The 22,373-nt window shown below is 67.4% G+C and carries 17 protein-coding genes; 7 read left to right on the forward strand and 10 right to left on the reverse strand.

The window, feature by feature from the left end; all coding sequences use genetic code 11:
• Positions 1-312 precede the first annotated feature (312 nt).
• Positions 313-1,164: a hypothetical protein gene (locus AC3WL7_RS06565; protein WP_492749723.1), complete on the forward strand. Its 852-nt coding sequence runs from the start codon at positions 313-315 to the stop codon at positions 1,162-1,164.
• A gap of 121 nt (positions 1,165-1,285) precedes the next feature.
• Here the strand turns inward: AC3WL7_RS06565 and AC3WL7_RS06570 are convergent, their stop codons facing one another.
• Both AC3WL7_RS06570 and AC3WL7_RS06575 read right to left on the reverse strand, forming a co-directional pair.
• Entirely contained in the window at positions 1,286-2,305 is a 1,020-nt protein-coding gene (locus tag AC3WL7_RS06570) for a ribonucleotide-diphosphate reductase subunit beta (RefSeq protein ID WP_079224844.1), read from the reverse strand.
• A gap of 112 nt (positions 2,306-2,417) precedes the next feature.
• Entirely contained in the window at positions 2,418-4,829 is a 2,412-nt protein-coding gene (locus tag AC3WL7_RS06575; protein ID WP_200733989.1) for a ribonucleoside-diphosphate reductase subunit alpha, read from the reverse strand.
• Between the two features lie 567 nt (positions 4,830-5,396).
• Here AC3WL7_RS06575 and AC3WL7_RS06580 point away from each other — a divergent pair.
• Positions 5,397-6,194, forward strand: coding sequence for a DUF2884 family protein (locus tag AC3WL7_RS06580; RefSeq protein ID WP_492749725.1), 798 nt, complete (start codon positions 5,397-5,399; stop codon positions 6,192-6,194).
• An 83-nt stretch (positions 6,195-6,277) separates the two neighbouring features.
• On the opposite strand, the gene zapE is transcribed toward AC3WL7_RS06580, so the two are convergent.
• Together zapE and AC3WL7_RS06590 are read right to left on the reverse strand one after the other, a co-directional pair.
• Positions 6,278-7,378 (reverse strand): cell division protein ZapE, encoded by a 1,101-nt coding sequence (gene zapE, locus AC3WL7_RS06585; RefSeq protein WP_492749726.1) that lies wholly within the window; start codon positions 7,376-7,378, stop codon positions 6,278-6,280.
• A complete protein-coding gene (locus AC3WL7_RS06590; protein ID WP_200733987.1) occupies positions 7,375-8,046 on the reverse strand; it encodes an alpha/beta hydrolase in 672 nt (223 codons plus the stop codon). Before AC3WL7_RS06590 ends, zapE begins: the two co-directional genes overlap by 4 nt.
• A gap of 43 nt (positions 8,047-8,089) precedes the next feature.
• On the opposite strand from AC3WL7_RS06590, the gene AC3WL7_RS06595 reads away from it, so the two are divergent.
• The gene (locus AC3WL7_RS06595; RefSeq protein ID WP_492749728.1) at positions 8,090-8,947 is read left to right on the forward strand and encodes an EamA family transporter; all 858 of its coding nucleotides are present in this window, start codon (positions 8,090-8,092) and stop codon (positions 8,945-8,947) included.
• Between the two features lie 62 nt (positions 8,948-9,009).
• Here the strand turns inward: AC3WL7_RS06595 and AC3WL7_RS06600 are convergent, their stop codons facing one another.
• The 3 genes from AC3WL7_RS06600 to AC3WL7_RS06610 form a co-directional block, all read right to left on the reverse strand.
• Positions 9,010-10,452, reverse strand: coding sequence for an ExeM/NucH family extracellular endonuclease (locus tag AC3WL7_RS06600; protein ID WP_200733986.1), 1,443 nt, complete (start codon positions 10,450-10,452; stop codon positions 9,010-9,012).
• A gap of 260 nt (positions 10,453-10,712) precedes the next feature.
• Positions 10,713-11,231, reverse strand: coding sequence for a c-type cytochrome (locus tag AC3WL7_RS06605; RefSeq protein ID WP_079224832.1), 519 nt, complete (start codon positions 11,229-11,231; stop codon positions 10,713-10,715).
• A 200-nt stretch (positions 11,232-11,431) separates the two neighbouring features.
• Entirely contained in the window at positions 11,432-12,049 is a 618-nt protein-coding gene (locus tag AC3WL7_RS06610; protein ID WP_283220994.1) for a TetR/AcrR family transcriptional regulator, read from the reverse strand.
• A 158-nt stretch (positions 12,050-12,207) separates the two neighbouring features.
• On the opposite strand from AC3WL7_RS06610, the gene AC3WL7_RS06615 reads away from it, so the two are divergent.
• The 3 genes from AC3WL7_RS06615 to AC3WL7_RS06625 are packed head-to-tail and all read left to right on the forward strand — an operon-like array spanning position 12,208 to position 17,016.
• Complete coding sequence (locus AC3WL7_RS06615) at positions 12,208-13,371, forward strand: isovaleryl-CoA dehydrogenase (RefSeq protein ID WP_492749732.1); 1,164 nt, start codon at positions 12,208-12,210, stop codon at positions 13,369-13,371.
• Positions 13,372-13,381: 10 nt separating this feature from the next.
• The gene (locus AC3WL7_RS06620) at positions 13,382-14,992 is read left to right on the forward strand and encodes a carboxyl transferase domain-containing protein (protein WP_492749734.1); all 1,611 of its coding nucleotides are present in this window, start codon (positions 13,382-13,384) and stop codon (positions 14,990-14,992) included.
• An 8-nt stretch (positions 14,993-15,000) separates the two neighbouring features.
• Positions 15,001-17,016, forward strand: a complete 2,016-nt coding sequence (locus tag AC3WL7_RS06625; protein ID WP_492749735.1) for an acetyl/propionyl/methylcrotonyl-CoA carboxylase subunit alpha — start codon at positions 15,001-15,003, stop codon at positions 17,014-17,016.
• 18 nt (positions 17,017-17,034) lie between these two features.
• On the opposite strand, the gene AC3WL7_RS06630 is transcribed toward AC3WL7_RS06625, so the two are convergent.
• Positions 17,035-18,186 carry a putative peptide maturation dehydrogenase gene (locus tag AC3WL7_RS06630; protein WP_492749736.1) on the reverse strand — a complete coding sequence of 384 codons (1,152 nt, stop codon included), beginning with the start codon at positions 18,184-18,186 and terminating at the stop codon, positions 17,035-17,037.
• Positions 18,187-18,311: 125 nt separating this feature from the next.
• Between AC3WL7_RS06630 and AC3WL7_RS06635 the strand changes: the two genes are divergently transcribed.
• Complete coding sequence (locus AC3WL7_RS06635) at positions 18,312-18,590, forward strand: NHLP-related RiPP peptide (RefSeq protein WP_079224820.1); 279 nt, start codon at positions 18,312-18,314, stop codon at positions 18,588-18,590.
• Here AC3WL7_RS06635 and AC3WL7_RS06640 read toward each other — a convergent pair.
• Positions 18,563-21,061, reverse strand: a complete 2,499-nt coding sequence (locus AC3WL7_RS06640) for a putative peptide modification system cyclase (protein ID WP_492749737.1) — start codon at positions 21,059-21,061, stop codon at positions 18,563-18,565. The genes AC3WL7_RS06635 and AC3WL7_RS06640 overlap by 28 nt on opposite strands.
• Positions 21,062-21,076: 15 nt before the next feature.
• On the reverse strand, positions 21,077-22,120 hold the full coding sequence (locus tag AC3WL7_RS06645; RefSeq protein WP_492749739.1) for a GGDEF domain-containing protein: 1,044 nt from the start codon (positions 22,118-22,120) through the stop codon (positions 21,077-21,079).
• Positions 22,121-22,373 lie beyond the last annotated feature (253 nt).

Genomic DNA, 22,373 nt, shown 5'->3' on the forward strand with positions numbered 1-22,373 from the left:
AAAAACCGGTGGGCGTTCGCCCTCCAACGCATCGCCCGCCATAGGCGTGCGACGGTCCGCCAACCGACAGCGGACAATGCTGGCGACGGTTGGCGAGCCTAACAGTGGTTGCTTTGCGGGATTGCAGTCCCGGCTGCTGGTTCGCCAGCAGCGCGCCATGATGTGCAGCGGAATCCGCGTGATTCCAGAGGCTTACGCGACATGCCGGCACATTGCTGGCAGAGCCGGCGCATTGCGTCGCAATCGACCATCTATGCGGATTGCGTCAATGCCCACCCGGTAGCGTAGTGCCGCGTCCTGCGACCCGCGTCGTTGACGCATGCCGTGCGGGGCGCGAACACTGCCAGGTCCCTGTTGCCATTGCGGTTGTCCATGTCCGAACACGATTGTTTTGTCTTTCCCGCAGCACCCCACCTGCCGGGGCCGGATCTACAGGCGCTGGAAAAGTGGATGCTGCAGGCAGGCCTCCTGCTTCCACCCGTGGGAGCCCAGGTGCCGTTCCACGCCCTGCACATGCTCAGCTATGCCATTGCCCAAGGTACCGGTGCCAGCGGCTGGCTCCATGACCCGGCGTGGCAGTGCGCGGCCGACGTGGTGGCCAGCCACATCCGCGCGGGGAATCTGCCGACCGGTTTGCAGGTGGATTGCCAGGGAAGCGTGGAGGCATGCGTGCAGCACCTGCACGCGCACGGCATTGCGCTGGACCCTGCGCTGCTGTTCGACAACCACGCGCAGTGCGCGTGGTACAGCCCGCGTTACCGGGCCGGCCCGGGCATGCGCGCGCTCTACCCCGACGGCGACCTTGACGACCTGAGCATCCGCCTCTTCCAGGTGCACGCTGACGAGCCGCCGTTCGTGGTGGCGGGGGAAGGGACGGTGCCGCCGCGTGTGCCGGGCGAACATGAGGACCGCGAAGACTTCCCACCGTTTGGAGACCACACCGATTTCATCGGCGCGGCCTACGACGACATCAACGTGCAGTGGAGCCCGCCCGACGCAGATGCGCGTTACCGCATCCTGGATCTGGACTGGTACGCAGGCCTGGGCATCGGCTGGCATTTCATCCAGTTCGAAGGCGGCACCGGCCACGACATGGTGGCATTCATCCAGGCCATCGGCGATCAGTGCGGCCAACGCATGCAGGTGGCGCACCGCCACTTGTGAGTGTTTTGACGCGCGACGTTGCGCGACCAGAAGCAGAGCAGTCGAGCAAGCTCGACTCTACAGAAACAAAAAACCCCGGCATTGCCGGGGTTTCTTGTTGCGACAGACCTGACCGGTTCGATCAGAAGTTCATGTCGAAGGCGACTTCGCCCTGCACGCCGACCTGGTAGGCCGAGGCGCGGCGTTCGAAGAAGTTGGTCAGTTCCTGCACGTCCTGCAGTTCCATGAAGCTCAGCGGGTTGCGCACGTTGTACTTGCGCTCCATGCCCAGGCGGTGGAAATGGTTGTCGGCGCAGTGCTGCAGGTACTGGCGCATGTCACGGGTGGAGATGCCCGCCACGCCACCGGACAGCACGTCCTCGGCGAACTGCACTTCGCACTCGATGGCTTCGGCCAGCATTTCGTAGACGTCCTGCTTCATCTTGTCGTCGAACAGGTCCGGCTCTTCCTCGCGGATCACGTCCACGCACTCGAAGGCGAAATCCATGTGCGCGCTTTCGTCGCGGAACACCCAGTTGGTGCCCGAGGCCAGGCCGTTGAGCAGGCCACGCGAACGGAAGTAGTAGACGTAGGCGAAGGCGGCGAAGAAGAACAGGCCTTCGATGCACGCGGCGAAGCAGATCTGGTTCAGCAGGAACTGGCGACGCTCTTCGCGGGTCTCGATGCGCTTCAGGCTCTGGATCGAGTCGATCCACTTGAAGCAGAAATCAGCCTTCTTCTTGATCGAGTCGATGTTCTCCACCGCGTCGAAGGCTTTGGCGCGCTCGTCCGGATCCGGCAGGTAGTTGTCGAGCAGGGTCAGGTAGAACTGCACGTGCAGCGCTTCTTCATACAGCTGGCGCGACAGGTACATGCGCGCTTCGGGCGCGTTCAAGTGCTGGTACAGGTTCAGCACCAGGTTGTTGGACACGATCGAATCGCCGGTGGCGAAGAACGCGACCAGGCGGTGGATCAGGTGGCGCTCACCCGGCGACATCTTGCTGTGCAGGTCGCTGATGTCGATCTGGAAGTTGATCTCTTCCACCGTCCAGGTGTTCTTGATCGCGTTCCGGTACATGTCATAGAACTGCGGGTAGCGCATCGGGCGCAGGGTCAGTTCAAAACCGGGATCGAGCAGCATCTGCTTGGGCTTGTCGGCCATGGGTGTTTCCTTGAATTCTCGGGTCAAAACGCCGGGCTTGGCCCGGCGCTACCTTGGTGTTTTCTGCAGTCGAGCAGTGCCGACCAACGGTCGGCACCTACCGCGCGGTGTCTTACTGGCAGGCCTCGCAGGCTTCCGGGTTCTCCAGCGAGCAGGCGATGGCCTCTTCCGGGCTGAACACCTTCTCCGGGCCGGCGCTTGCGGTGTGGCTGACCGTGGTCTTGGCGATCTTGGTAGCCGGGCGCGAACGCAGGTAGTAGGTGGTCTTGATGCCCTGCTTCCAGGCGTACATGTACATGGAGGACATCGCGCCGATGTTCGGGCTTTCCATGAACAGGTTGAGCGAGGCGGACTGGTCGATGAAGGCGCCACGGTCGGCGGCCATGTCGATCAGCGAACGCATCGGCAGTTCCCACGCGGTGCGGTAGACGTGGCGCAGCGTTTCCGGAATCTGCGTGATGCCCTGGATCGAGCCTTCGGCCAGCTTGATGGCGTCGCGCATTTCCGGGGTCCAGTGGCCCAGCTTCTTCAGCTCGTTCACCAGGTAGCGGTTGACCTGCAGGAAGTCACCGGACAGGGTTTCGCGCTTGAACAGGTTGGACACCTGCGGTTCGACGCACTCGTAGCAGCCGGCAATCGAGGCGATGGTCGCGGTCGGGGCAATGGCGATCATCAGCGAGTTGCGCAGGCCGTGTTCCTTGATGCGCTCGCGCAGGGAATCCCAACGCTCGGCATCTTCAGGCACCACGTTCCAGGCATCGAACTGCAGCTCGCCGCTGGCCGCACGGGTGTCGGCGAAGGACGGGTGCTTGCCGCGTTCCTGGGCCAGTTCAACCGAGGTTTCCAGCGCGTGGAAGTAGATGGTCTCGGCGATCTTCTTCGACAGCGCGCGTGCTTCGGCGCCATCGAACGGCAGGCGCTTGCGGAAGAACACGTCCTGCAGGCCCATGCAGCCCAGGCCGACCGGACGCCAGCGCAGGTTGCCGCGGCGCGCCGATTCGATCGGGTAGAAGTTCAGGTCGATCACGCGGTCGAGCTGGCGCACGGCCAGGCGCACGGTGTCGGCCAGCTTGTCGAAATCGAACTCGCCGTTGCCGTCGAAGTGGTTGCCCAGGTTGATCGAACCCAGGTTGCACACCGCAGTCTCTTCAGCCGAGGTGACTTCCAGGATTTCGGTGCACAGGTTGGACAGGTGGATGACGTTGCCGGCGCGCAGGGTCTGGTTGCTGGCGCGGTTGCACTTGTCCTTGAAGGTCATCCAGCCGTTGCCGGTCTCGGCCAGGGTACGCATCATCCGCGAGTACAGCTTGCGCGCGGAGATGGTGCGGTTGGCCTTGCCCTGTGCTTCGGCCTGCAGGTAGGCGGCTTCGAAGGCTTCGCCGAACAGGTCGGTGAACTCCGGCACGACGCGCGGATCGAACAGCGACCATTCCTGGTCGGCCTCGACGCGCTTCATGAACAGGTCCGGGATCCAGTTGGCCAGGTTCAGGTTGTGCGCACGGCGCGATTCGTCGCCGGTGTTGTCACGCAGCTCGAGGAAATCCTCGATGTCGGCGTGCCAGGTTTCCAGGTAGACGCAGGCCGCGCCCTTGCGCTTGCCGCCCTGGTTCACCGCAGCCACGGACGAATCCATGGTCTTCAGCCACGGCACGATGCCGTTGGAGTGGCCGTTGGTGGACTTGATGAGCGAACCACGCGAACGCACGCGGGTGTAGCTGACGCCGATGCCGCCGGAGAACTTGGACAGCTGGGCGATGTCGCCGTACTTGGAGTAGATCGATTCCAGCGAATCCTGCGGCGAATCCAGCAGGAAGCACGAGGACAGCTGCTCGTGGGTGGTGCCGGAGTTGAACAGGGTCGGGCTGGACGGCAGGTAGTCCAGGTTGCCCATGCGCTTGTACAGCGCCAGGGCCTCGGCCACGTCCTCGCTCAGCGCGCTGGCGATGCGCAGGAAGAACTGCTGCGGGGTCTCGATCACCTTGCGGGTGTGCGGGTGGCGCAGCAGGTAGCGGTCGTACAGGGTACGCAGGCCGAAGTAATCGAAGTTCAGGTCCAGCGAGATGTCGATGGCATCGTTGAGCTTGCGTGCGTTGGTCTGCACGAAGTTCAGCAGGCGGTCGTTGATCAGGCCCACTTCGTGGCCACGGCCGACCGACTGCGAGAAGGCGTAGATCTCCTGGCCCGACACTTCCTTGGCGATGTAGTTGGCCAGCAGGCGCGCAGCAAGGCGGCCGTACTCGGGCTCTTCACCGATCAGCAGGGCGGCGGTGCGGATGGACAGTTCGTCCAGCTCGCGGGTGGTGGCGCCGTTGTACAGGCCGGAGATGGTGCGGGTGGCCACGCGCATCGGATCGACGGCGTGCAGGCCTTCGGAGGAACGCTGCACCGCGCGCACGATCTTGTTCAGATCCACCAGCTCGGTCGTGCCGTTGCGCTTGGTCACGCTCATCGCGTTGGCCGTCGGCGGCGACGTCAGCAGGAACTCGCTTTCCTTCTCGATGGTGGCGCTGGATTCGGTGGTCACGGCGTGTGTCCTCTTGGCGTGATTGGGGGTGCTGTATGCATCAGGGTTGCTCGACCCGGGACATGACAGCCCAGGGTGGCAGGACGGCGTCGCAGGAGGTGAGACCCTGCGCCTTCCACTGCCGGTTGACGATCGCTGGCGGGTACTGCGGTAGTGCCCCGTTGCGGACCCCAAGACATGGGGTCGTTGCGACTGACGGCCACAAGATAGTGGGGGTGATGGGGGCCGTCAACGCCAAATGTAGTGAAATTTGGTAATCCCTTGCGGCGCAAGGATCATGCCATCGGCGCCGCGTCTGGACGCTTTGGACCTGCCGGAACGGGCTGCGCAGTCAAGCCCGGAAGGCGTCACATCGGCGGTACAACGTGCTGCGGAAACGGAACAATGACAGCTTCACATGACAGTGACGAAGCTGGCTAGGGACAACCCTGTGGATAGGTGGTGGGCAGCCGGTGGGAAAGCCGGTATGGCCGGATGGATGACCGCCGGGCAGTGACTTCCGGCCGGTGACGGCGCCTTGCGGGCGCGGGATGCTGGGGCCCTGCTCTGACCGGAAAGGACTCCACCATGCGCCTGCCCCTGACCCTGCTGGCCTGCCTGGCCGCCGCCCCGGCGATGGCCGGCGACGGCCCGACGCTGAGCGCCGACCAGTGCGGCATGCGCACCGACTACGACGTGCTGGTGGACAGTGGCGGCGTCTGGCTGCGGCACGGCCCGCAGGCGCCGCACGAGGTGGTGTTCCACGATGGCGTGCTGAGCCTGGACAACACGGTCGTGCCGGTCAGCGAGGCCGACGCCGCCCGCCTGCGGCAGATGGAGGCCGGGGCGCGGCAGCTGATGCCGGCGGCCACGGCGCTGGCGCATGAGGTGAGCGGGGTCACCTTCGATGCGCTGGATGCCGCCTTCGAGGCCATCACCGGCAAGCGCCGCAACCGCCAGATGCGTGCGATGCGGGGCGAGATGGAGGGCTGGATCGACGGCAGCCTGGGCCGCGGCTACTGGGAACAGGCCACCTTCGGCGAGGGTTTCGACGAACACATCGAGCAGATGGCCGAAAGCATGGCCTCTTCGATGACCCGCAGCGTGCTGTGGCAGGTGTTCACCGGCCGTGGCGACGCCATGGAGCGCCGCGCCGACCGCCTGGATGCGGAAGTCGACCGCCGCATGGAGGCCCGCAGCCAGCAGCTGGAAGCCAAGGCGCAGGCGCTGTGCCCGCTGGTGGCCGCCGTGGCCGAGGCCCACGACGCGCTGGAGGTGCGCTACCAGGGGCAGCCGCTGCGGCTGATCCAGCGCAGCGACACCCTGCAGGCGGCGGCCAGCGTGCGCGAGCAGCCGCAGGGCGATGCGGTGGCGCCGAGCCGATAGCCGCGCGGCCGATGCCGGCCAGCGGCCGGCACTACCGGGGCGCTGCGGGGTAGTGCCGGCCGCTGGCCGGCAACGCGGCTTCCTCACGCCCGGTGCGGTGTGCCCAGGTACTCCGCGCTCTGCATTTCGATCAAGCGCGAGGCGGTACGCTCGAACGCGCCCTGCAGGCGCTCGCCGGCATACAGCTCCACCGGCGAGGTGCTGGCGGTGCAGACCAGGTTGACGTGGCGGTCGTACAGCTCGTCGATCAGGTTCACGAAGCGGCGCGCGGCATCTTCGTTCAGGCGGTCGAAGGCAGGAATGCCACCCAGCAGCACCGTGTTGAACTCGTGCGCGATCTCGATGTAATCCGACGGGCCGCGCGGGCCTTCGCAGAGGGCGGCGAAATCGAACCAGGCGATGCTCTTGCCGCGGCCCCGCACCGCAATCTTGCGGCCCTCGATCTCGATGTTGCCGGCCTTGGCCGGCTGCCCGCCGCTCAGTTCGCCCCAACGGCTGGCCAGCCAGCCATCGCTGTCGGCCGCCAGCGGCGCGCGGTACACCGGCGAGCGGGTCAGCGCGCGCATGCGGTAATCCTCGGTGCCCTCGGCGTACAGCTCCACGCAGTAGCGCTGCAGCAGGCCGATGGCCGGCATGAAGCTCTCGCGCTGCAGGCCGTTCAGATACAGGTTCTCCACCGCCGTATTGGAGGTAGTCACCAGGGTCACGCCCTCGGCGAACAGGCGCTCAAGCAGGCGCGCCAGCAGCATCGCATCGCCGATGTCGGTGACGAAGAACTCGTCCAGCACCAGCACGCGCAGGTTGCTGCGCCATTCCTGGGCGATCTTCGCCAGCGGGTCGCTCTGCCCCTGGTGCTCGCGCAGGCGCTCGTGGACGCTGCGCATGAAGCGGTGGAAGTGCGTGCGGTACTTCTGCTTGATCGGCAGGCCGTCGTAGAACAGGTCCACCAGGAAGGTCTTGCCACGGCCGACGCCGCCCCAGAAGTACAGGCCCTTCACCGGCTCGGGCTTCTTCCAGAACGAGGACAGGCGGTCCAGCCAGCCGTCCTCGGCGCTGTCGACCAGGCCCAGGTGGATGCGGTCCAGTTCGGCCAGGGCCGCGTGCTGGGCCGGATCGTCCTGCCATTCGCCGCTGGCAACCCCGGCCGCGTACCGCTGCGACGGGGTCAACGCCTGCTCGCTCATGCCGCCGCGCCCAGCCAGTGCTTGACGCCGTGGGTGAGCGCGCCGCGCAGGTCGATCAGCTTGCGGTGGAAGAAGTGGCTGGTTTCGGGCATGCGCACCAGCTCATGCGGGGCATCCAGCGTTTCCAGCCACTGGTAGACGGCCTGCGGGTCGACGATCTCGTCCTGCTCGCCCTGGATGACCAGCCAGCGGGCCGGCGGCTGCACGCCGCTGAAATCCCAGCGGCCAGCCGGCGGCGCGATCGAGATCAGCGCTTCCGGCTGCAGCTCGCCCGCGGCCTTCAGCGAGACGAACGCGCCGAAGCTGAAACCGGCCAGCCACAGGCGGTCGTCCGGGCGCTGGCTGCGCACCCAGGCGGTGACGGCCTTCAGGTCGTCCTGTTCGCCCACGCCATGGTCGAAGCTGCCGGCCGAACCGCCCACGCTGCGGAAGTTGAAGCGCACCGTGGTGATGCCCTGCTCGCGCAGGGTGGTGGCGGCCATGGTGACCACCTTGTTGTGCAGGGTGCCGCCTTCGGTGGACAGCGGGTGGCAGACGATGGCCACGATCGGCTGCACCGGCACGTCGGCCTTGGGCAGGTCGACGACCACTTCCAGCGGGCCGGCCGGGCCGTCCAGTACGAGGCAGGCGGTTTCGCCGGGGGCGACGGGGAACGAGGGCTTGTGCATGGCACCATGATACCGTCCCCCGCCCCTGCCCTGTGCCCGCCCCATGCTCTACCTGTCCCTGGCCGTGATCTGCAGTGTGCTGGTTTCGGTGTTGTTGAAGCTGGCCAACCGCCGCGCGCTGGACGTGCCGCAGATGGTGACCTGGAACTACCTGGTGGCCGCCACCCTCACTGCCGTGGTGCTGCAGCCGCCGCTGGAGGCGCTGCGCGCGCCGCATGCGCCGTGGGTGTCGCTGCTGGCGCTGGCGGTGGTGCTGCCGTCGATCTTCCTGGTGCTGGGCCGCGCGGTGGCGGTGGCCGGCATCGTGCGCAGCGATGTGGCCCAGCGCCTGTCGCTGCTGCTGTCGCTGGCCGCAGCCTTCCTGTTCTTCGGCCAGACCGCCACGCCGTGGAAGCTTGCCGGGCTGGGCCTGGGCCTGCTGGCGATGGTGGCCATCAGCCTGCGCCCGCGTGGCCCTGCAGTGGCGCCCTCGCCGGGTGGCTGGGGCTGGCTGCTGGGCGTGTGGGGCGGCTTTGCGGTGGTGGACGTGCTGCTGAAGCAGGTGGCGCTGTCGGGCACGCCGTCGATGGCGGCGGTGCTGGCCAGCTTCAGCGTGGCCTTCGTGCTGATGCTGGCGCTGCAGCTGTGGCGGCATGCCAGCGGCCGCAGCCGGCTGGCCTGGCGCAACCTGGGCGCGGGCGCGCTGCTGGGCCTGCTCAACGGCGGCAACATCCTGTTCTATGTGCACGCGCACCAGTCGATGCCGGACAGCCCGGCCACCGTGTTCGCCGGCATGAACATCGGCGTGGTGGTGCTGGGCGCGCTGGTGGGCGTGTTCGCCTTCGGCGAGGCCACCACGAAGTGGAACCGCGCCGGGCTGGCGCTGGCGGTGCTGGCGATCGGGTTGATCGCCTGGGGGTGAAAGGCCGCCGGGCATGGCCCGGCGCTACCCGTTCAACACGCCGGGCGTGCCCCGGCGAATCCTTACTTACCGAAACCCAGCAGCAGCGGGTCGTGGTCGGAACTGCGCCACGGGCCCGGCACGTTGCGGCCCTGGTAACCGCTGGCGTCCTGTTCGTCGGCGTTGCTGTGCCATTCGGCGGCACCGCGCAGGCGCTTGGCCATGCCCGGGCTCAGCAGCGCGTGGTCGAGGCGGCCGGTGTAGCCGTTGTAGACGTAGCTGTAGGGGTGCTCGACCTTGGCCACCTTGAAGGCGTCCTGCCAACCGAGGTCATGCAGGGTGCGGATCGGATCTTCCTGGGCGTAGGCGTTGAAGTCGCCCAGCAGCACGATGTCCTTCACCTTCAGGCGCGCCGCCTCGGCGCCGACCCACTGGTTCAGCTGCCGCGCCGATTCCACGCGGGTGGCGTTCCAGCAGCCCTGGCCATCATTGCGGTCGGCATCGGCGCCGGCAGCATCGCGGCAGCCCTTGGACTTGAAGTGGTTGGCGACCACCATGAACGGCGCGCCGTTGCCCTGGAACGCCTGGGCCAGCGGCGCACGGCTGTGTTCGGCGAACGGGCCGTCCAGCTTGGTCAGCGGTGCGCCCAGCGGCTTGAACAGGCCCTTGCGGTAGATGATGCCCACCCGGATCGGATTGGTGCCCGGGCCTTCGCCCGCATCGACCATCGCCCACTGCTGGGCCGGTTCCAGCGTGGCGTTGAGCGCGGCCAGCAGTTCGGCGATGGCCGACTGCGGGCCGTAGCCGTCGTTTTCCAGTTCCATCAGCGCGGCGATGTGGGCATCCAGCGCGCTGATGGTGGCCACCAGCTTGGCCACCTGGGCCTTGTGCTCGTCCAGCGTGCGCGCACCGCGCAGGGTCGGGAAGCCACCGCCCTGGCCATCACCGTTGAAGAAGTTCTCCAGGTTGAACGCGGCGATGTGCAGGTCGCCGGCCACCTTGGGCACTGCCGGGCGCTGCAGGTCCGGCAGCTTCAGCGTGCCCTCCACCTGCAGGCTGGGGCGGCCCTGTGCGTCCACGCGCACGATGCCTTCGACGTTGCGCAGCTGCATGCCGGTGCGCAGCACCGGGTTGCCGGCCAGGTACGGCACGCTGCCCGGATCGCGGGCATCGCTGCCGTCATCCAGCACCAGGCGACGGCGCTGGTTGTCAGCCATCACCTGTTCGATGCCGGCCGTACCCGGCGCGGCCACTTCGGTGGGCTGCCAGAGGCGGCCGTCGAAGGCCACGGTGAGCTGGCCGAAGCGTTCCAGGCCATCGGTGCCGGCCAGGGTGAGCGGGGCGGCGATGCGCACGTGCTGGCCATCCAGCGCGCGCCAGTCGGCCGGGGCCGTGGTCAGCACGACCGGGGCCTTGCTGCGTGCGGTGGTGGCGGTCGGGGTCGGCGCGGCCTGCGGCTGGGCCTGGGCAAAGGCGGTGGCCGGCAGCAGCAGGGACAGGGCTAGGGCGAGGGAACGGCGGCGCATCGACGGGCGACTCCACGAAATGGGCGCACAGACTAACCCCGAAATGTGCAGGCCCGCTTGCAGCGCGGGGCACGATGGGCGATCAGGCCTCGGTAGGCAAAGCACGGGGGCGCGGGGGCGCGGAGGTAGAGTCGACTGTCAGTCGACTGCTCTTCGCTACGTCGCCGAAAAGCCCGCGCTGCGCGCGATAGTCGACTGACAGTCGACTCTACCCCCCCATTCCGCCATTCCGCTGTTTCGCGGTTTTGCCGTTCCGGCGGTTACTTCAGGTTGCCCAGCATCCAGTCCACGGTGGCGTGGATCTGTTCTTCGGTGAGGGCCGGGTTGCCGCCCTTGGGCGGCATGATGCCGCCATCCGGGCCGGTGTAGCCCTCGATGGCGTGCTTGTAGAGGGTGTCCTTGCCCTGCGCCAGGCGCTGGTCCCAGTGCGCGTGGTCGAGCGTGGGCGCCTGGCCGACGCCGGTGGTGTGGCAGGCGGTGCACAGGTTGTCGAAGATGACCTTGCCGTCCTTGGTGCCGCCATAGGCGACCTGCGACGCGGCCTTGGCCAGTGCGGCGGCCTTGGCGGCGGCCTGTGCAGCGGCGCCGGTACTGCCGGCATACACCGCGCCGGTGGGCGAGATGCGCTGCTCGGTGCGCTTGGCCGCCGTGGGCGATACCTCGGGCGGAATCCGGGTGTGGATGTACGCCGCCAGGAGGATGAGACCGAGGGTGATGGCCGCCAGCAGCGCGATCACCATGGAGAAGCGTTTCAGGAACTCCAGATCGTAATTCCGCACTCTTCGTTACCCCTGGCTGATAGTCGTTGGACCACGGCTGAGCGACTGCGTGATGGGCCGAGTATAGAACGCGCTTTGCGTGCGACAACAGGCGTCGATGCTGGTGCGGCGCAGCATGCGGCCGTGGCCGCATGCGGGTAGCGCCGGGCCACGCCCGGCGAGCGCGAAGCGCGGCAACGGCCGCCGGGCATGGCCCGGCGCTACCGTTTTGCGGGGGCGCCGATCGCGCGCAGGCAGAAGCTGCAGATCGCATCCACCAGTGCGCCTTCGTCGCGGTGTGCTTCGCGGCTGGGCGCGGTCGGGCCGACCATCGCTTCGGTGAAGGCGCCCACCAGGCAGGCAGCGGTGGCATGCGCGTCCTGCGCAGGCAGCTCGCCAGCCGCCACGCCCTCTTCCACCAGGCGCAGGAACACATCGCCGAAGGCGCGGCGCCCGCGCATGCGCTCGGCCTCCACGTCCGGGTCCACCGGTTCGACGATGAAAGCGTGGGCCAGCCCCGGCCCGGCCAGGGCGCGGCGGACGAAGGCGGTGATGGCCAGGCGCAGGCGCTCGCTGGCCACTTCGGGGCCGCTGGCGATGCGCTCCATGATCTCCACCTCGTGGGCCACGGCGGCGTTGAGCACCTCCACGAACAGCTCGGCCTTGGACGGGAAGTGCCGGTAGATCAGCCCGGTGGACACCCCGGCCTGGGTCGCCACGGCGGTCACCGGGGCGTTGCGCCAGCCGCCGGCAGCCACCAGCTCGCGGGTCGCCAGCAGGATCCGTTCACGGGCCCCGGCCAGGCGTTCTTCCATCAATGCAGAGCGTTTGTAGGCCATATCCTGATTCTAGTTTCAATTTTTGAATTTGTGTTCACTTCTTTCCCGAACCCCGCTACGCTGGGCCCATCGCCCGTGCTGGCCGCTGCCTTCAACAGCCACCAGCCTCCCCCTGACGGGTGCGTCCATTCCCCCACCTTCCTCGTGGAGCCGCCGCAATGCACGTGCCATCCCTGAACTTCGATCTTGGCGAAGAGATCGACCTGCTGCGCCAGAGCGTGGCCCATTTTGCCGCCGCCGAGGTCGCTCCGCTGGCCGCCGAGGCCGATGCGACCAACCAGTTCCCGCTGGCCCTGTGGCCGAAGCTGGGCGAACAGGGCCTGCTCGGCCTCACCGTGGAAGAAGAATACGGTGGCACCGGCATGGGCTACCTGGCCCACGTGGTGGCGATGGAAGAGATTTCGCGCGCCTCCGGCGGCATCGGCCTGTCCTACGGCGCGCACTCCAACCTTTGCGTGAACCAGCTGCGCAAGAACGGCAACGAAGAGCAGAAGCAGCGCTTCCTGTCGGGCCTGTGCAACGGCAGCCTGGTCGGTGCGCTGGCGATGAGCGAGCCGGGCGCCGGTTCGGACGTAGTGTCGATGAAGCTGCGCGCGGACAAGCGCGGCGACCGCTACGTGCTCAACGGCAACAAGATGTGGATCACCAACGGCCCGGATGCCGACGTGCTGGTGGTCTACGCCAAGACCGACATGGCAGCCGGCGCCAAGGGCATCACCGCCTTCCTGGTCGAGAAGGGCATGAAGGGCTTCACCACCGCGCAGAAGCTGGACAAGCTGGGCATGCGCTCCTCGCCCACCTGCGAACTGGTGTTCCAGGACTGCGAAGTGCCGGAAGAAAACGTGCTGGGCCAGGTGGGCGGTGGCGTGCGCGTGCTGATGTCCGGCCTGGACTATGAGCGCGTGGTCCTCTCCGGTGGCCCGCTGGGCCTGATGGCCGCGGCCATGGACGTGGTGATGCCGTACGTGCACGAGCGCCACCAGTTCGGCGAGGCGATCGGCAGCTTCCAGCTGATCCAGGCCAAGATCGCCGACATGTACGTGGGCCTGGGCGCCTGCCGCGCCTATGTGTACGCCGTGGCGCGCGCCTGCGACCAGGGCCGCACCACCCGCCAGGACGCCGCTGGCGCCATCCTGTATGCCGCCGAGAAAGCCACCTGGCTGACCGGCCAGGCGATCCAGATCCTGGGTGGCAACGGCTACATCAACGAGTACCCGACCGGCCGCCTGTGGCGCGACGCCAAGCTGTATGAAATCGGCGCCGGCACCTCGGAGATCCGCCGCATGCTGATCGGCCGCGAACTGTTCCAGCGCACCCTGTAAGGCCACTGCGATGACCGTCCTCAACAGCCAGCTGCAACCGGGCAGCGACACCTTCGAAAGCAACCGCGCCGCCATGCAGGCCGTGGTCGATCACCTGCACGCCACGCTGGCGCACGCCGCGCTGGGCGGCAACGAGGCCGCGCGCGCAAAGCACACCGCACGCGGCAAGCTGCTGGTGCGCGACCGCATCGATGCCCTGCTCGACCCCGGCAGCGCCTTCCTGGAAATCGCGCCGTTGGCCGCGCACGGCATGTACGAAGACGCCGTGCCCGCCGCCGGCGTGGTGGCCGGCATCGGCCGGGTCAGCGGCGTGGAATGCGTGATCGTGGCCAACGATGCCACGGTCAAGGGCGGCACCTACTACCCGATGACGGTCAAGAAGCACCTGCGCGCGCAGGAGATCGCCGAGCAGAACCACTTGCCCTGCATCTACCTGGTCGATTCCGGTGGTGCCTTCCTGCCGCTGCAGGATGAGGTGTTCCCCGACCGCGATCATTTCGGCCGCATCTTCTACAACCAGGCCAACCTGTCCGCACAGGGCATCCCGCAGATCGCCTGCGTGATGGGCAGCTGCACCGCCGGCGGCGCCTATGTGCCAGCGATGAGCGACGAGACGGTGATCGTACGCGAGCAGGGCACGATCTTCCTCGGCGGCCCGCCGCTGGTGAAGGCGGCCACCGGTGAAGTGGTGACGGCCGAGGAACTGGGCGGTGCCGACGTGCACACGCGCATTTCCGGCGTGGCCGACCACATGGCCGACAACGACCTGCAGGCGCTGGCGCGGGTGCGTGCGATCATCGCCCAGCTCAACTGGCGCAAGCCGGAACCAGCGATGGCAGTACAGCCCAGCGAAGAACCGCTGCTGCCGGCGCACGACCTGTACGGCGTGATCCCGGCCGATACGCGCAAGCCCTACGACGTGCGCGAAGTGATCGCACGCCTGGTGGACGGCTCGCGCTTCGATGAGTTCAAGCCGCGCTACGGCGCCACGCTGGTCACCGGCTTCGCGCATCTGAACGGCTACCCGATCGGCATCATCGCCAACAACGGCATCCTGTTCTCCGAGTCCGCGCTGAAGGGCGCGCACTTCATCGAGCTGTGCACCCAGCGCAACATCCCGCTGGTCTTCCTGCAGAACATCACCGGCTTCATGGTCGGCCGCAAGTACGAACAAGGCGGCATCGCCAAGGACGGGGCCAAGCTGGTGATGGCCGTGGCCTGCGCCAAGGTGCCCAAGTTCACCGTGGTCATCGGCGGTTCGTTCGGCGCCGGCAACTATGGCATGTGTGGCCGCGCCTATTCGCCCAACTTCCTGTGGATGTGGCCGAATGCACGCATCGGCGTGATGGGCGGCGAGCAGGCGGCCAGCGTGCTGGCCACGGTCAAGCGCGATGGCATCGAAGCCAAGGGCGGGCAGTGGCCGGCCGTGGAAGAAGATGCCTTCAAGGCACCGATCCGCGACCAGTTCGAACAGCAGGGCCACCCCTACTACGCCAGCGCGCGCCTGTGGGATGACGGCGTGATCGATCCGGTCGACACCCGTCGCGTGCTCGCCCTGGCTCTGTCGGCCAGCCTCAATGCCGCCCCGCAGCAGACGCGCTTCGGCGTGTTCCGCATGTGACCCGTGCCATGACCGAGCAAGCTCCCATGAAGCCCGTTGCCATGTTCAGCAAAATCCTCATCGCCAACCGTGGCGAGATCGCCTGCCGCGTCATCGCCACCTGCCGCCGCCTCGGCATCGACACTGTGGCGGTGTATTCCGATGCCGACCGCAACGCGCGCCACGTGCGCCTGGCCGACGAGGCCATCCACATCGGTGAGGCCGCCGCGCGCGAAAGCTACCTGCGCGGCGACGTGCTGCTGGACGCCGCCCGCCGCAGCGGTGCGCAGGCGATCCATCCCGGTTACGGCTTCCTCTCCGAAAATGCCGACTTCGCCGATGCCTGTGCCGCCGCCGGCATCACCTTCATCGGCCCGCCGGCCAGCGCCATCCGCGCGATGGGTGACAAGAGCGCAGCCAAGGCCCTGATGGCCCAGGCCGGTGTACCACTGACCCCGGGCTACCACGGCGACCAGCAGGACCCCGCGTTCCTGCGCGCGCAGGCCGATGCCATCGGCTACCCGGTGCTGATCAAGGCCAGCGCTGGTGGCGGTGGCAAGGGCATGCGCAAGGTCGAACGCAGCGAGGACTTCGTCGATGCGCTGGCCAGCTGCCAGCGCGAGGCCGCTTCGGCCTTCGGCAACGACCACGTGCTGGTGGAAAAGTACGTCGAGCGCCCGCGCCACATCGAGATCCAGGTGTTCGGCGATTCCCACGGGGATGCGGTGTACCTGTTCGAGCGCGACTGCTCGGTGCAGCGCCGCCACCAGAAGGTGCTGGAGGAAGCGCCGGCGCCGGGCATGAGCGCCGAACGCCGCGTTGCGATGGGCCAGGCGGCGGTCGATGCCGCGCGCGCGGTCGGCTACGTGGGTGCGGGCACGGTGGAGTTCATCGCCGGTCCGGACGGCGATTTTTATTTCATGGAAATGAACACCCGCCTGCAGGTCGAGCATCCGGTGACCGAGTACATCACCGGCACCGACCTGGTGGAATGGCAGCTGCGCGTTGCCGCTGGCCAGCCGATGCCGCTGCGCCAGGAACAACTGGCCATCCACGGCCATGCCATCGAAGCGCGCCTGTATGCCGAAGATGCCGACCGTGGCTTCCTGCCCTCCACCGGCACCCTGCGCCGCCTGCGCCTGCCGACGCCTTCGGCGAACGTGCGCGTGGATACCGGCGTGGAAGAAGGCGACAGCATCACCCCGTACTACGACCCGATGATTGCCAAGCTGATCGTCTGGGACGTGGACCGCGAGGCCGCGCTGCGCCGCATGAGCCAGGCCCTGGCTGACTGCCAGGTGGTGGGCGTGACCACCAATGCCGGCTTCCTGCGCCGGCTGGTCAACACCGATTCGTTCGCGAACGCGAAGCTGGACACAGCGCTGATCGAACGCGAACAGGCCGCGCTGAACGCCGTGGGCGACAGCGACGATGCGCTGTGGCAGCTGGCGGCCATCGCCGCCGTGACCAGCACCGTGCGTGCCGGCAGCGATGCGCGCGATCCGCATTCGCCGTGGCAGGCACAGGACGGTTGGCGTCTGGGTGCTTCGGCACCGCGAGTGCTGCCGCTGCAGCAGGGCGAGCGCACGCACACGCTGAAGGTGTGGGCGCAGGCCGACGGCTGGCGCGTGCAGCGCGACGAGGCTGCACCAGCCACGGTGCTTGGCAGCACCGACGGCCAGCGCATGAGCGTGCAGCTGGACGGTCGCCGCTGGCAGCTGCATCTGCTGCGCGAAGGCGACCAGCTGTATCTGTTCGGCGCCGATGGCCAGCACCGCTTCACCCTGCACGACCCGGTCGGTGAATCGGACAACGCAGTGGCCGACGCGGGCAGCCTGCTGGCACCGATGCCGGGGAAGATCGTGGCCACCCTGGTGGAAGCCGGTACGCAGGTGAAGCGCGGCACGCCGCTGGTGGTGCTGGAAGCGATGAAGATGGAGCACACCCTGCAGGCGCCGGCCGATGGCACGGTGAAGGGTTATCGCGCCAAGGCCGGTGACCAGGTGGGTGACGGTGCCGTGCTGGTGGATTTCGAGGCGGGCTGAGCGTGGCTGGCCCGGCACTCAGCCGGGCCACACCACAGCGAGGGGATCCAGTTCCGGGGTGACCTGGGCGGCGCCCCTCCAGCCTGCACCACAGGCCAACAACGGTCCCTCCGCCAGGGGCTCCAGGCCAAGCGCCTGCTCGATATCCACTTCATTGATCGCGGCGGTGACATAGGCGCCCAGGCCCTGCTCGCCTGCAGCAGTGAACATCGCCTGCGAGATGTGCCCCAGATCCAGCAATGCGGCGCGGTAGGCCTTGGGATGGTTGCGGTATTTCCAGAAGGCGCGTGCATAGCGCACGGTCAGCAGAAGATGCACCGGCGCGTCTGCAAACCAGTGCTGGCCCGCCAGCAGGCGCTTGGCCAACCCTTCCATCGGTGGGCACGGCATCGCCACCAGCGCATGTTCAAGCGGTCGGTAGTGGTAGAGCCCTGGATCGATTCCGTCCACGCGCTGTACCAGCAGATAGGATTCAGCGGCATGCAGCGCGCCACCGGAGGGCACCGCCTTCTTCAGGAAGGCAACGCCGGGCTCGGCTTCCACGCGTGCATGCGCCATCACCGTGGCGGCCAGCAGCGCTGACAGCTGCGCTGGGCTGAGCGACCGCTGCGTGTCGAAATTGCGGCAGGTGACCCGCCGGTTGCCCGCAATGGCCTGGGTAGCAGGCCCCTGCGGCAGCGCGATGGGATCGCCATGACCGCGCTCGACGATCTCGGGTGCCGGCGGGCCCAGCTGCTCGCGCAGGTCGCGCGCAGTGAAAAGACGCCGCGCTTCCATCGCAGCGGCACTGTCTTCCCCTGACCAGCGCGACTGCCGGTGCAGCAGGGCGGCGGCGGGATACCAGTGCGCCTGCCGCTGTGCTTCATCGCGGGATCCCGGCTCGCCGGGTGCCGCTTCATCGACCAGAAGGCCCACGTCGATCAGCCGTGTCACATGCCCGCGATCGGGCTCGGCAAGCGTCGCCACGTCCCGCCAGCGCCCCGGGCTGACCCGTCCCAGCAGCGCCGCTTCCGCTTCATCCACCTGCACGGGCGCCTCCAGGTGCGGCGCCAGGGCCCACCACTGGACCACCTCGCGCAGGCCATCTCCGCCATCGGCCATCGCGGTGAGATCGAAGGACAGGCTCGCGCGTGGCTCCAGGAAAAGAATGCTGCAACGGCGAAAGCGCATGTCATGTACCGGAAAGCCCAAACAACTACATTGGCGCAGGCCGCAGACCAGGGCAATGCCTCAATTTTGCTGCAGGGCTGCCGATAGGATTTTCTACGTACTCCCACCCAGGCGCTTGATAGAAAATGACCGACACCAAGTCTCCGCTTTCAACTGAAGTCGCTTCCCGCCTGCTCGACCTGCTGGCGACCGACGATGACTTCCGGGCCCGTTTCCTGTCTGATCGCGAGGCGGCCCTGGCTTCCGTGGGCGCGGCGCCGGACCAGACGGGCGTCTACTGTGACCCGATCACCAAGCTGGCCAGCAAGGAAGCGTTTGCCGCAGCCCGCGATGCGCTGCTCGCCGACCTGACCGGAAAAGCGCTGTTCATGAATCCTCACTGCTTCATCGACGCCAAGGGCTGAGCAACCTTCGGGGCCGACCTGCTGGCCGGCCCTGTATCGAGGATGTTCCGGGTCTGCAGGCCATAGCTGCCTGCAACATCAGCGTAGGCCAGCCCGCGATGTGCCTGCAGCCACGCTGCCTCGCCCCGCTCTTTCGCCTCATCGCCCAGCATGGCGTACGCCTGCCGTTGCGACACATGCAGCGCAACCAGTGCCTCGTTCGTGTCCCAGGGCCGCAGTGCCTCCAGCGCTCGGGCCGGCTCGCCCGCCTGCATCAGCTGGCCGGCTTCCAGAATCGCAAGCATCTGCCGGGCGCGCGCATCATCAAGTGCGATGGCAACGCTGCGGTAGGTGGGCAGCCAGCGCTTGGCGACCCCCGGGTGACCTGCCCGCTGCGCCAGCCACGCCGCTGCCATCGCAGTGAACAGCCTCGATTCGCGTTCGACCGTGTCCTCGGGGCCCTGCACCTTCGCAGCGGCGGCGTCCCACTCTGCAGCAGAAGGCGCATCCCCGGCTGACCAGCGAACGTTCAAATTGATCAGGGTGAACAGCTCGCAGAGCACCGGCTCTCCGCAGCGCTCCAGGCTTCCAGCTGACAGGGCCACTGCCTTGTCCCACTGGCCACGTTCTGCGGCGAACGTGATGCGCTCGATGCTGTTGGGCAGCGAGGGCGGAAGCTGCCCAAGCAGTGCCTCTGCACCATCAAGGTCGCCTTTGGCGGCCAGCGCTGCGGCCATCTGCCGGCTGCCCGCCCAGTCGCCCGTATGCGTGGCCGCCTGGAAGTAGAACATCGAGCGTTCCAGATCATCTTCGGCCAGGTACATGCGGCCGAGAAAATCCAGTGCCATGGCGCGTGCCGGATTCTGCGATGCCAGCAACGTCCGTGCAGCGTCGATCGCTTGCGCGTACTTGCCCTCGCTCGCCAGTGCATTGGCGTAGTTGGCACGCGCCCCGTAATGATCCGGGTAGAGCGTGGAGAGGGCTTCCCAGCGGCGCGCGATGTCCTTGAAGGTCCCTCCGCTGAACTCCGTCCCCCAGGCATCCATGTACAGGGCATCGCGGGGGCTCATGCGGTTGCGCAAGGCCATTGCCCGCTCGAAGAACGTGCGGGCCATCACCATGTTGCCCTGGCTGTAGTGCACCCGCATGCTCCCCACATAGGCGAACGCAAACTGCGGGTCGATGCGCGCCGCCTGGTCGAAATGTTCCAGTGCCTCGCGGGTGCGGTGCTCGGCATAGGCTGACAGGCCCAGCGCATAGGCCCGCAGCGCATCCAGGTCACCCGTGGTGACTTCCGGCAGCGGACGCGAATCGTTCCTGATCGATGCCAGTGATTCACCCAGGCGCGCACGCATGGCCGATACCACCTGATCCGTGGACCCGAGCACGGACTGCAGGCCGCGGCCTTCGGCATGCTCCGAATAGACCGCGACCCCACTGACCGGATCGATGACCTGCAGCGCAACCTGCAGTTGGCCATGCACTTCCTGCACGGTGGGCAGCACGACGGCACGCGCGCCGTCGCGCAGCGCAATCTGGATCGCCAGGTCGCGATCGATGGCCGGGGCATCCTCGGCGCGCATGCGGCGCAGCGTGTCGCGGACCTTGAGGTCGCTCAGTACATTGACGTAGCGGGATTGTTCGAGGCTGATGCGCAGTGCCTGGTCCATGCCCTGCTCGAACAGCGGGTCGTTGGTCAGGTTCCGCACATCGGCGAGCACCACCCAGTCACGTTCGGCGAAGGCGATGGCAGGCTCGGGCCGCAACAGCGTCCACAGCATCGTTGCCACCAGGGCCAACGCCGCTACTTCGGCCAGCAGGGACGTCGGCCGCCGCCACAGCGGCAGGACCGGCCACGCCTTGGCGCTCCTGCGCGGGCGCCGCAGGGGTGCCGTGCCCTTGCGACCCAGTTCGACCACCTGCAGTTCGGCATCGCCGCCGCGGAAACGCCAACGCCCGTGCGACTTCCAGACCCGTTCGGCACCCTCGGCTGGCAGCGCATCCTGCGACCGCCGGACCATCGATTCGGCCACCCCCGAAAGCAGCAACTGCCCCGGCCGCGCCATCTGCATCAACCTCGCCGCCAGTGGCTTGGCCAGGCCCTCCACTTCCACGGGCTTGGCACCCAGTGCGATGGCGTCGGTGCTGTTGGTCCAGATCATGATCTCGCCCACATGCAGGCCCGCGCGGCACAGCAGGCGAGCGCGATGGGGCGCACCCAGCTCGAGCAGCCCCTGCTGGTAGTCCAGCGCGAAGCCGACCGCATCGGCAGGACGCTTGAAAATCATGAACAAGCCATCGGAGCGATCGATCTGCTGCCCGCGCCAACGCTGCTGCAGGGTCAGCACCAGGCGATCATGCTGCTGGAACAGTTCGGCGGCAGCGGCATCACCCAGCCGGTTCACGACGTGCAGCGAATCGCACAGGTCGGTGAACAGCAGTGCCCGCACCTGTGGCGTGTTGTCAGGGGTGGAGCCGATGGCATCCTTCATCGGTGGGGCTCGCCATTATCCTGCTGGAGGGTATGCAAATGCCCAACGCACGCAATCGCCTCCGTCGTGCTTGGCCTGGTACAACGCGCGGTCGGCCTGGCCGTACCACTCGCTCCAGTCGCCCTGCGCGTCCAGCATCGTGGCACCGATGCTGGCCGGGGTGACGTGCGGGTTGCCATGGCTGCGTTCGAGCAGGCCATGCACCGCGCTGAGGATGAACTCGGCCGCGTGCTGGGCGGCCTCGCGATCGGCGTGGCGCAGGATCAGGCAGAACTCATCGCCGCCCAGCCGGCAGGCCAGGTCGTGCTCGCCGGCCATCGAACGCAGGATGTTGCCCATGCTCTGCAGCACGCGGTCACCGGCCTGGTGGCCGTGGCGGTCGTTGACCTGCTTGAAGCGGTCGCAGTCGATCAGCAGCAGCGCCTGCGGTGCGCCATCGGGCTGGCTGCGGCAGTCCTGCAGGTACCGGGTCAGGCCACGGCGGTTGTGCAGGCCGGTCAGTTCATCGGTCTGCACCAGTTCGCGCGTGTGGGTGAGCTGGTGGGTGGTGATGTACAGGTTGTCCAACGCGGTTTCCAGATCGTGGTTGCGCCGGCGCAGCTGGCTGATCAGCACCTGTTCGTTGGACAGCATGCGCATGATCGTGCGGCGCAGGAAGTAGGCCACCAGCCCTGGATCGGATTCGACCAGGCAATGGAAATCGGCCGGGCCCAGTTCCAGCACCTGGCAATCGTCGATGGCACGGGCGCCGGCACTGCGCAGGTGGTCGCCCACCAGCAGGCCGAGTTCACCGAAGAACTCATGCCGCCCCAGGGTCTTGACCACCAGGTCCTCGCCGAAATCCAGTTCAATCCGGCCTTCCACGATGACGTACATGCGTTCGCCACGATGGCCGCGATGGAACAGCCACTGCCCGGCCTCGACCCGGGAGAGCCGCGCGAACCGCGCGAACAGGGCGACTTCCGCGTCCGACAACACGGCGTGCACGATCTCGGCCATCGCCACCTGGGCGATACCGGTTGTCATGTCGATGTTCTCGGCCGCACCCCTGCCGGTCATTCCCCGCCGCCAGCGTCCCCTGGTGAGGAGCGGAGCATAGCAGTGAATCAAACTGTGCGCGTCTTCTCATTTTTCATGAAGACACCACGATCGGGCCCGAACAGGCGGGCAACCCGCATTCATGAGGGCAGTTGCCGCGCGCGGGCGGTGCCCGGATACAACGACGCCGGCAGGTCCCCCGACCTGCCGGCGTCGTCTGGCCCTTCCCTGGCCACCCTGATCGCACTCATATTCTGGTAGAGCCGGGCGCTGG

This window comes from Stenotrophomonas sp. FW305-3-2-15-E-LB1, assembly GCF_058787375.1.

Bases quoted from the DNA above. Each gene is read 5' to 3' on its own strand.
- AC3WL7_RS06570 (WP_079224844.1), bottom strand. From the start codon at position 2,305: ATGGCCGACAAGCCCAAGCAGATGCTGCTCGATCCCGGTTTTGAACTG.
- AC3WL7_RS06580 (WP_492749725.1), top strand. From the start codon at position 5,397: ATGCGCCTGCCCCTGACCCTGCTGGCCTGCCTGGCCGCCGCCCCGGCG.
- zapE (WP_492749726.1), bottom strand. From the start codon at position 7,378: ATGAGCGAGCAGGCGTTGACCCCGTCGCAGCGGTACGCGGCCGGGGTT.
- AC3WL7_RS06590 (WP_200733987.1), bottom strand. From the start codon at position 8,046: ATGCACAAGCCCTCGTTCCCCGTCGCCCCCGGCGAAACCGCCTGCCTC.
- AC3WL7_RS06595 (WP_492749728.1), top strand. From the start codon at position 8,090: ATGCTCTACCTGTCCCTGGCCGTGATCTGCAGTGTGCTGGTTTCGGTG.
- AC3WL7_RS06600 (WP_200733986.1), bottom strand. From the start codon at position 10,452: ATGCGCCGCCGTTCCCTCGCCCTAGCCCTGTCCCTGCTGCTGCCGGCC.
- AC3WL7_RS06610 (WP_283220994.1), bottom strand. From the start codon at position 12,049: ATGGCCTACAAACGCTCTGCATTGATGGAAGAACGCCTGGCCGGGGCC.
- AC3WL7_RS06615 (WP_492749732.1), top strand. From the start codon at position 12,208: ATGCACGTGCCATCCCTGAACTTCGATCTTGGCGAAGAGATCGACCTG.
- AC3WL7_RS06620 (WP_492749734.1), top strand. From the start codon at position 13,382: ATGACCGTCCTCAACAGCCAGCTGCAACCGGGCAGCGACACCTTCGAA.
- AC3WL7_RS06625 (WP_492749735.1), top strand. From the start codon at position 15,001: ATGACCGAGCAAGCTCCCATGAAGCCCGTTGCCATGTTCAGCAAAATC.
- AC3WL7_RS06630 (WP_492749736.1), bottom strand. From the start codon at position 18,186: ATGCGCTTTCGCCGTTGCAGCATTCTTTTCCTGGAGCCACGCGCGAGC.
- AC3WL7_RS06635 (WP_079224820.1), top strand. From the start codon at position 18,312: ATGACCGACACCAAGTCTCCGCTTTCAACTGAAGTCGCTTCCCGCCTG.
- AC3WL7_RS06640 (WP_492749737.1), bottom strand. From the start codon at position 21,061: ATGAAGGATGCCATCGGCTCCACCCCTGACAACACGCCACAGGTGCGG.
- AC3WL7_RS06645 (WP_492749739.1), bottom strand. From the start codon at position 22,120: ATGACCGGCAGGGGTGCGGCCGAGAACATCGACATGACAACCGGTATC.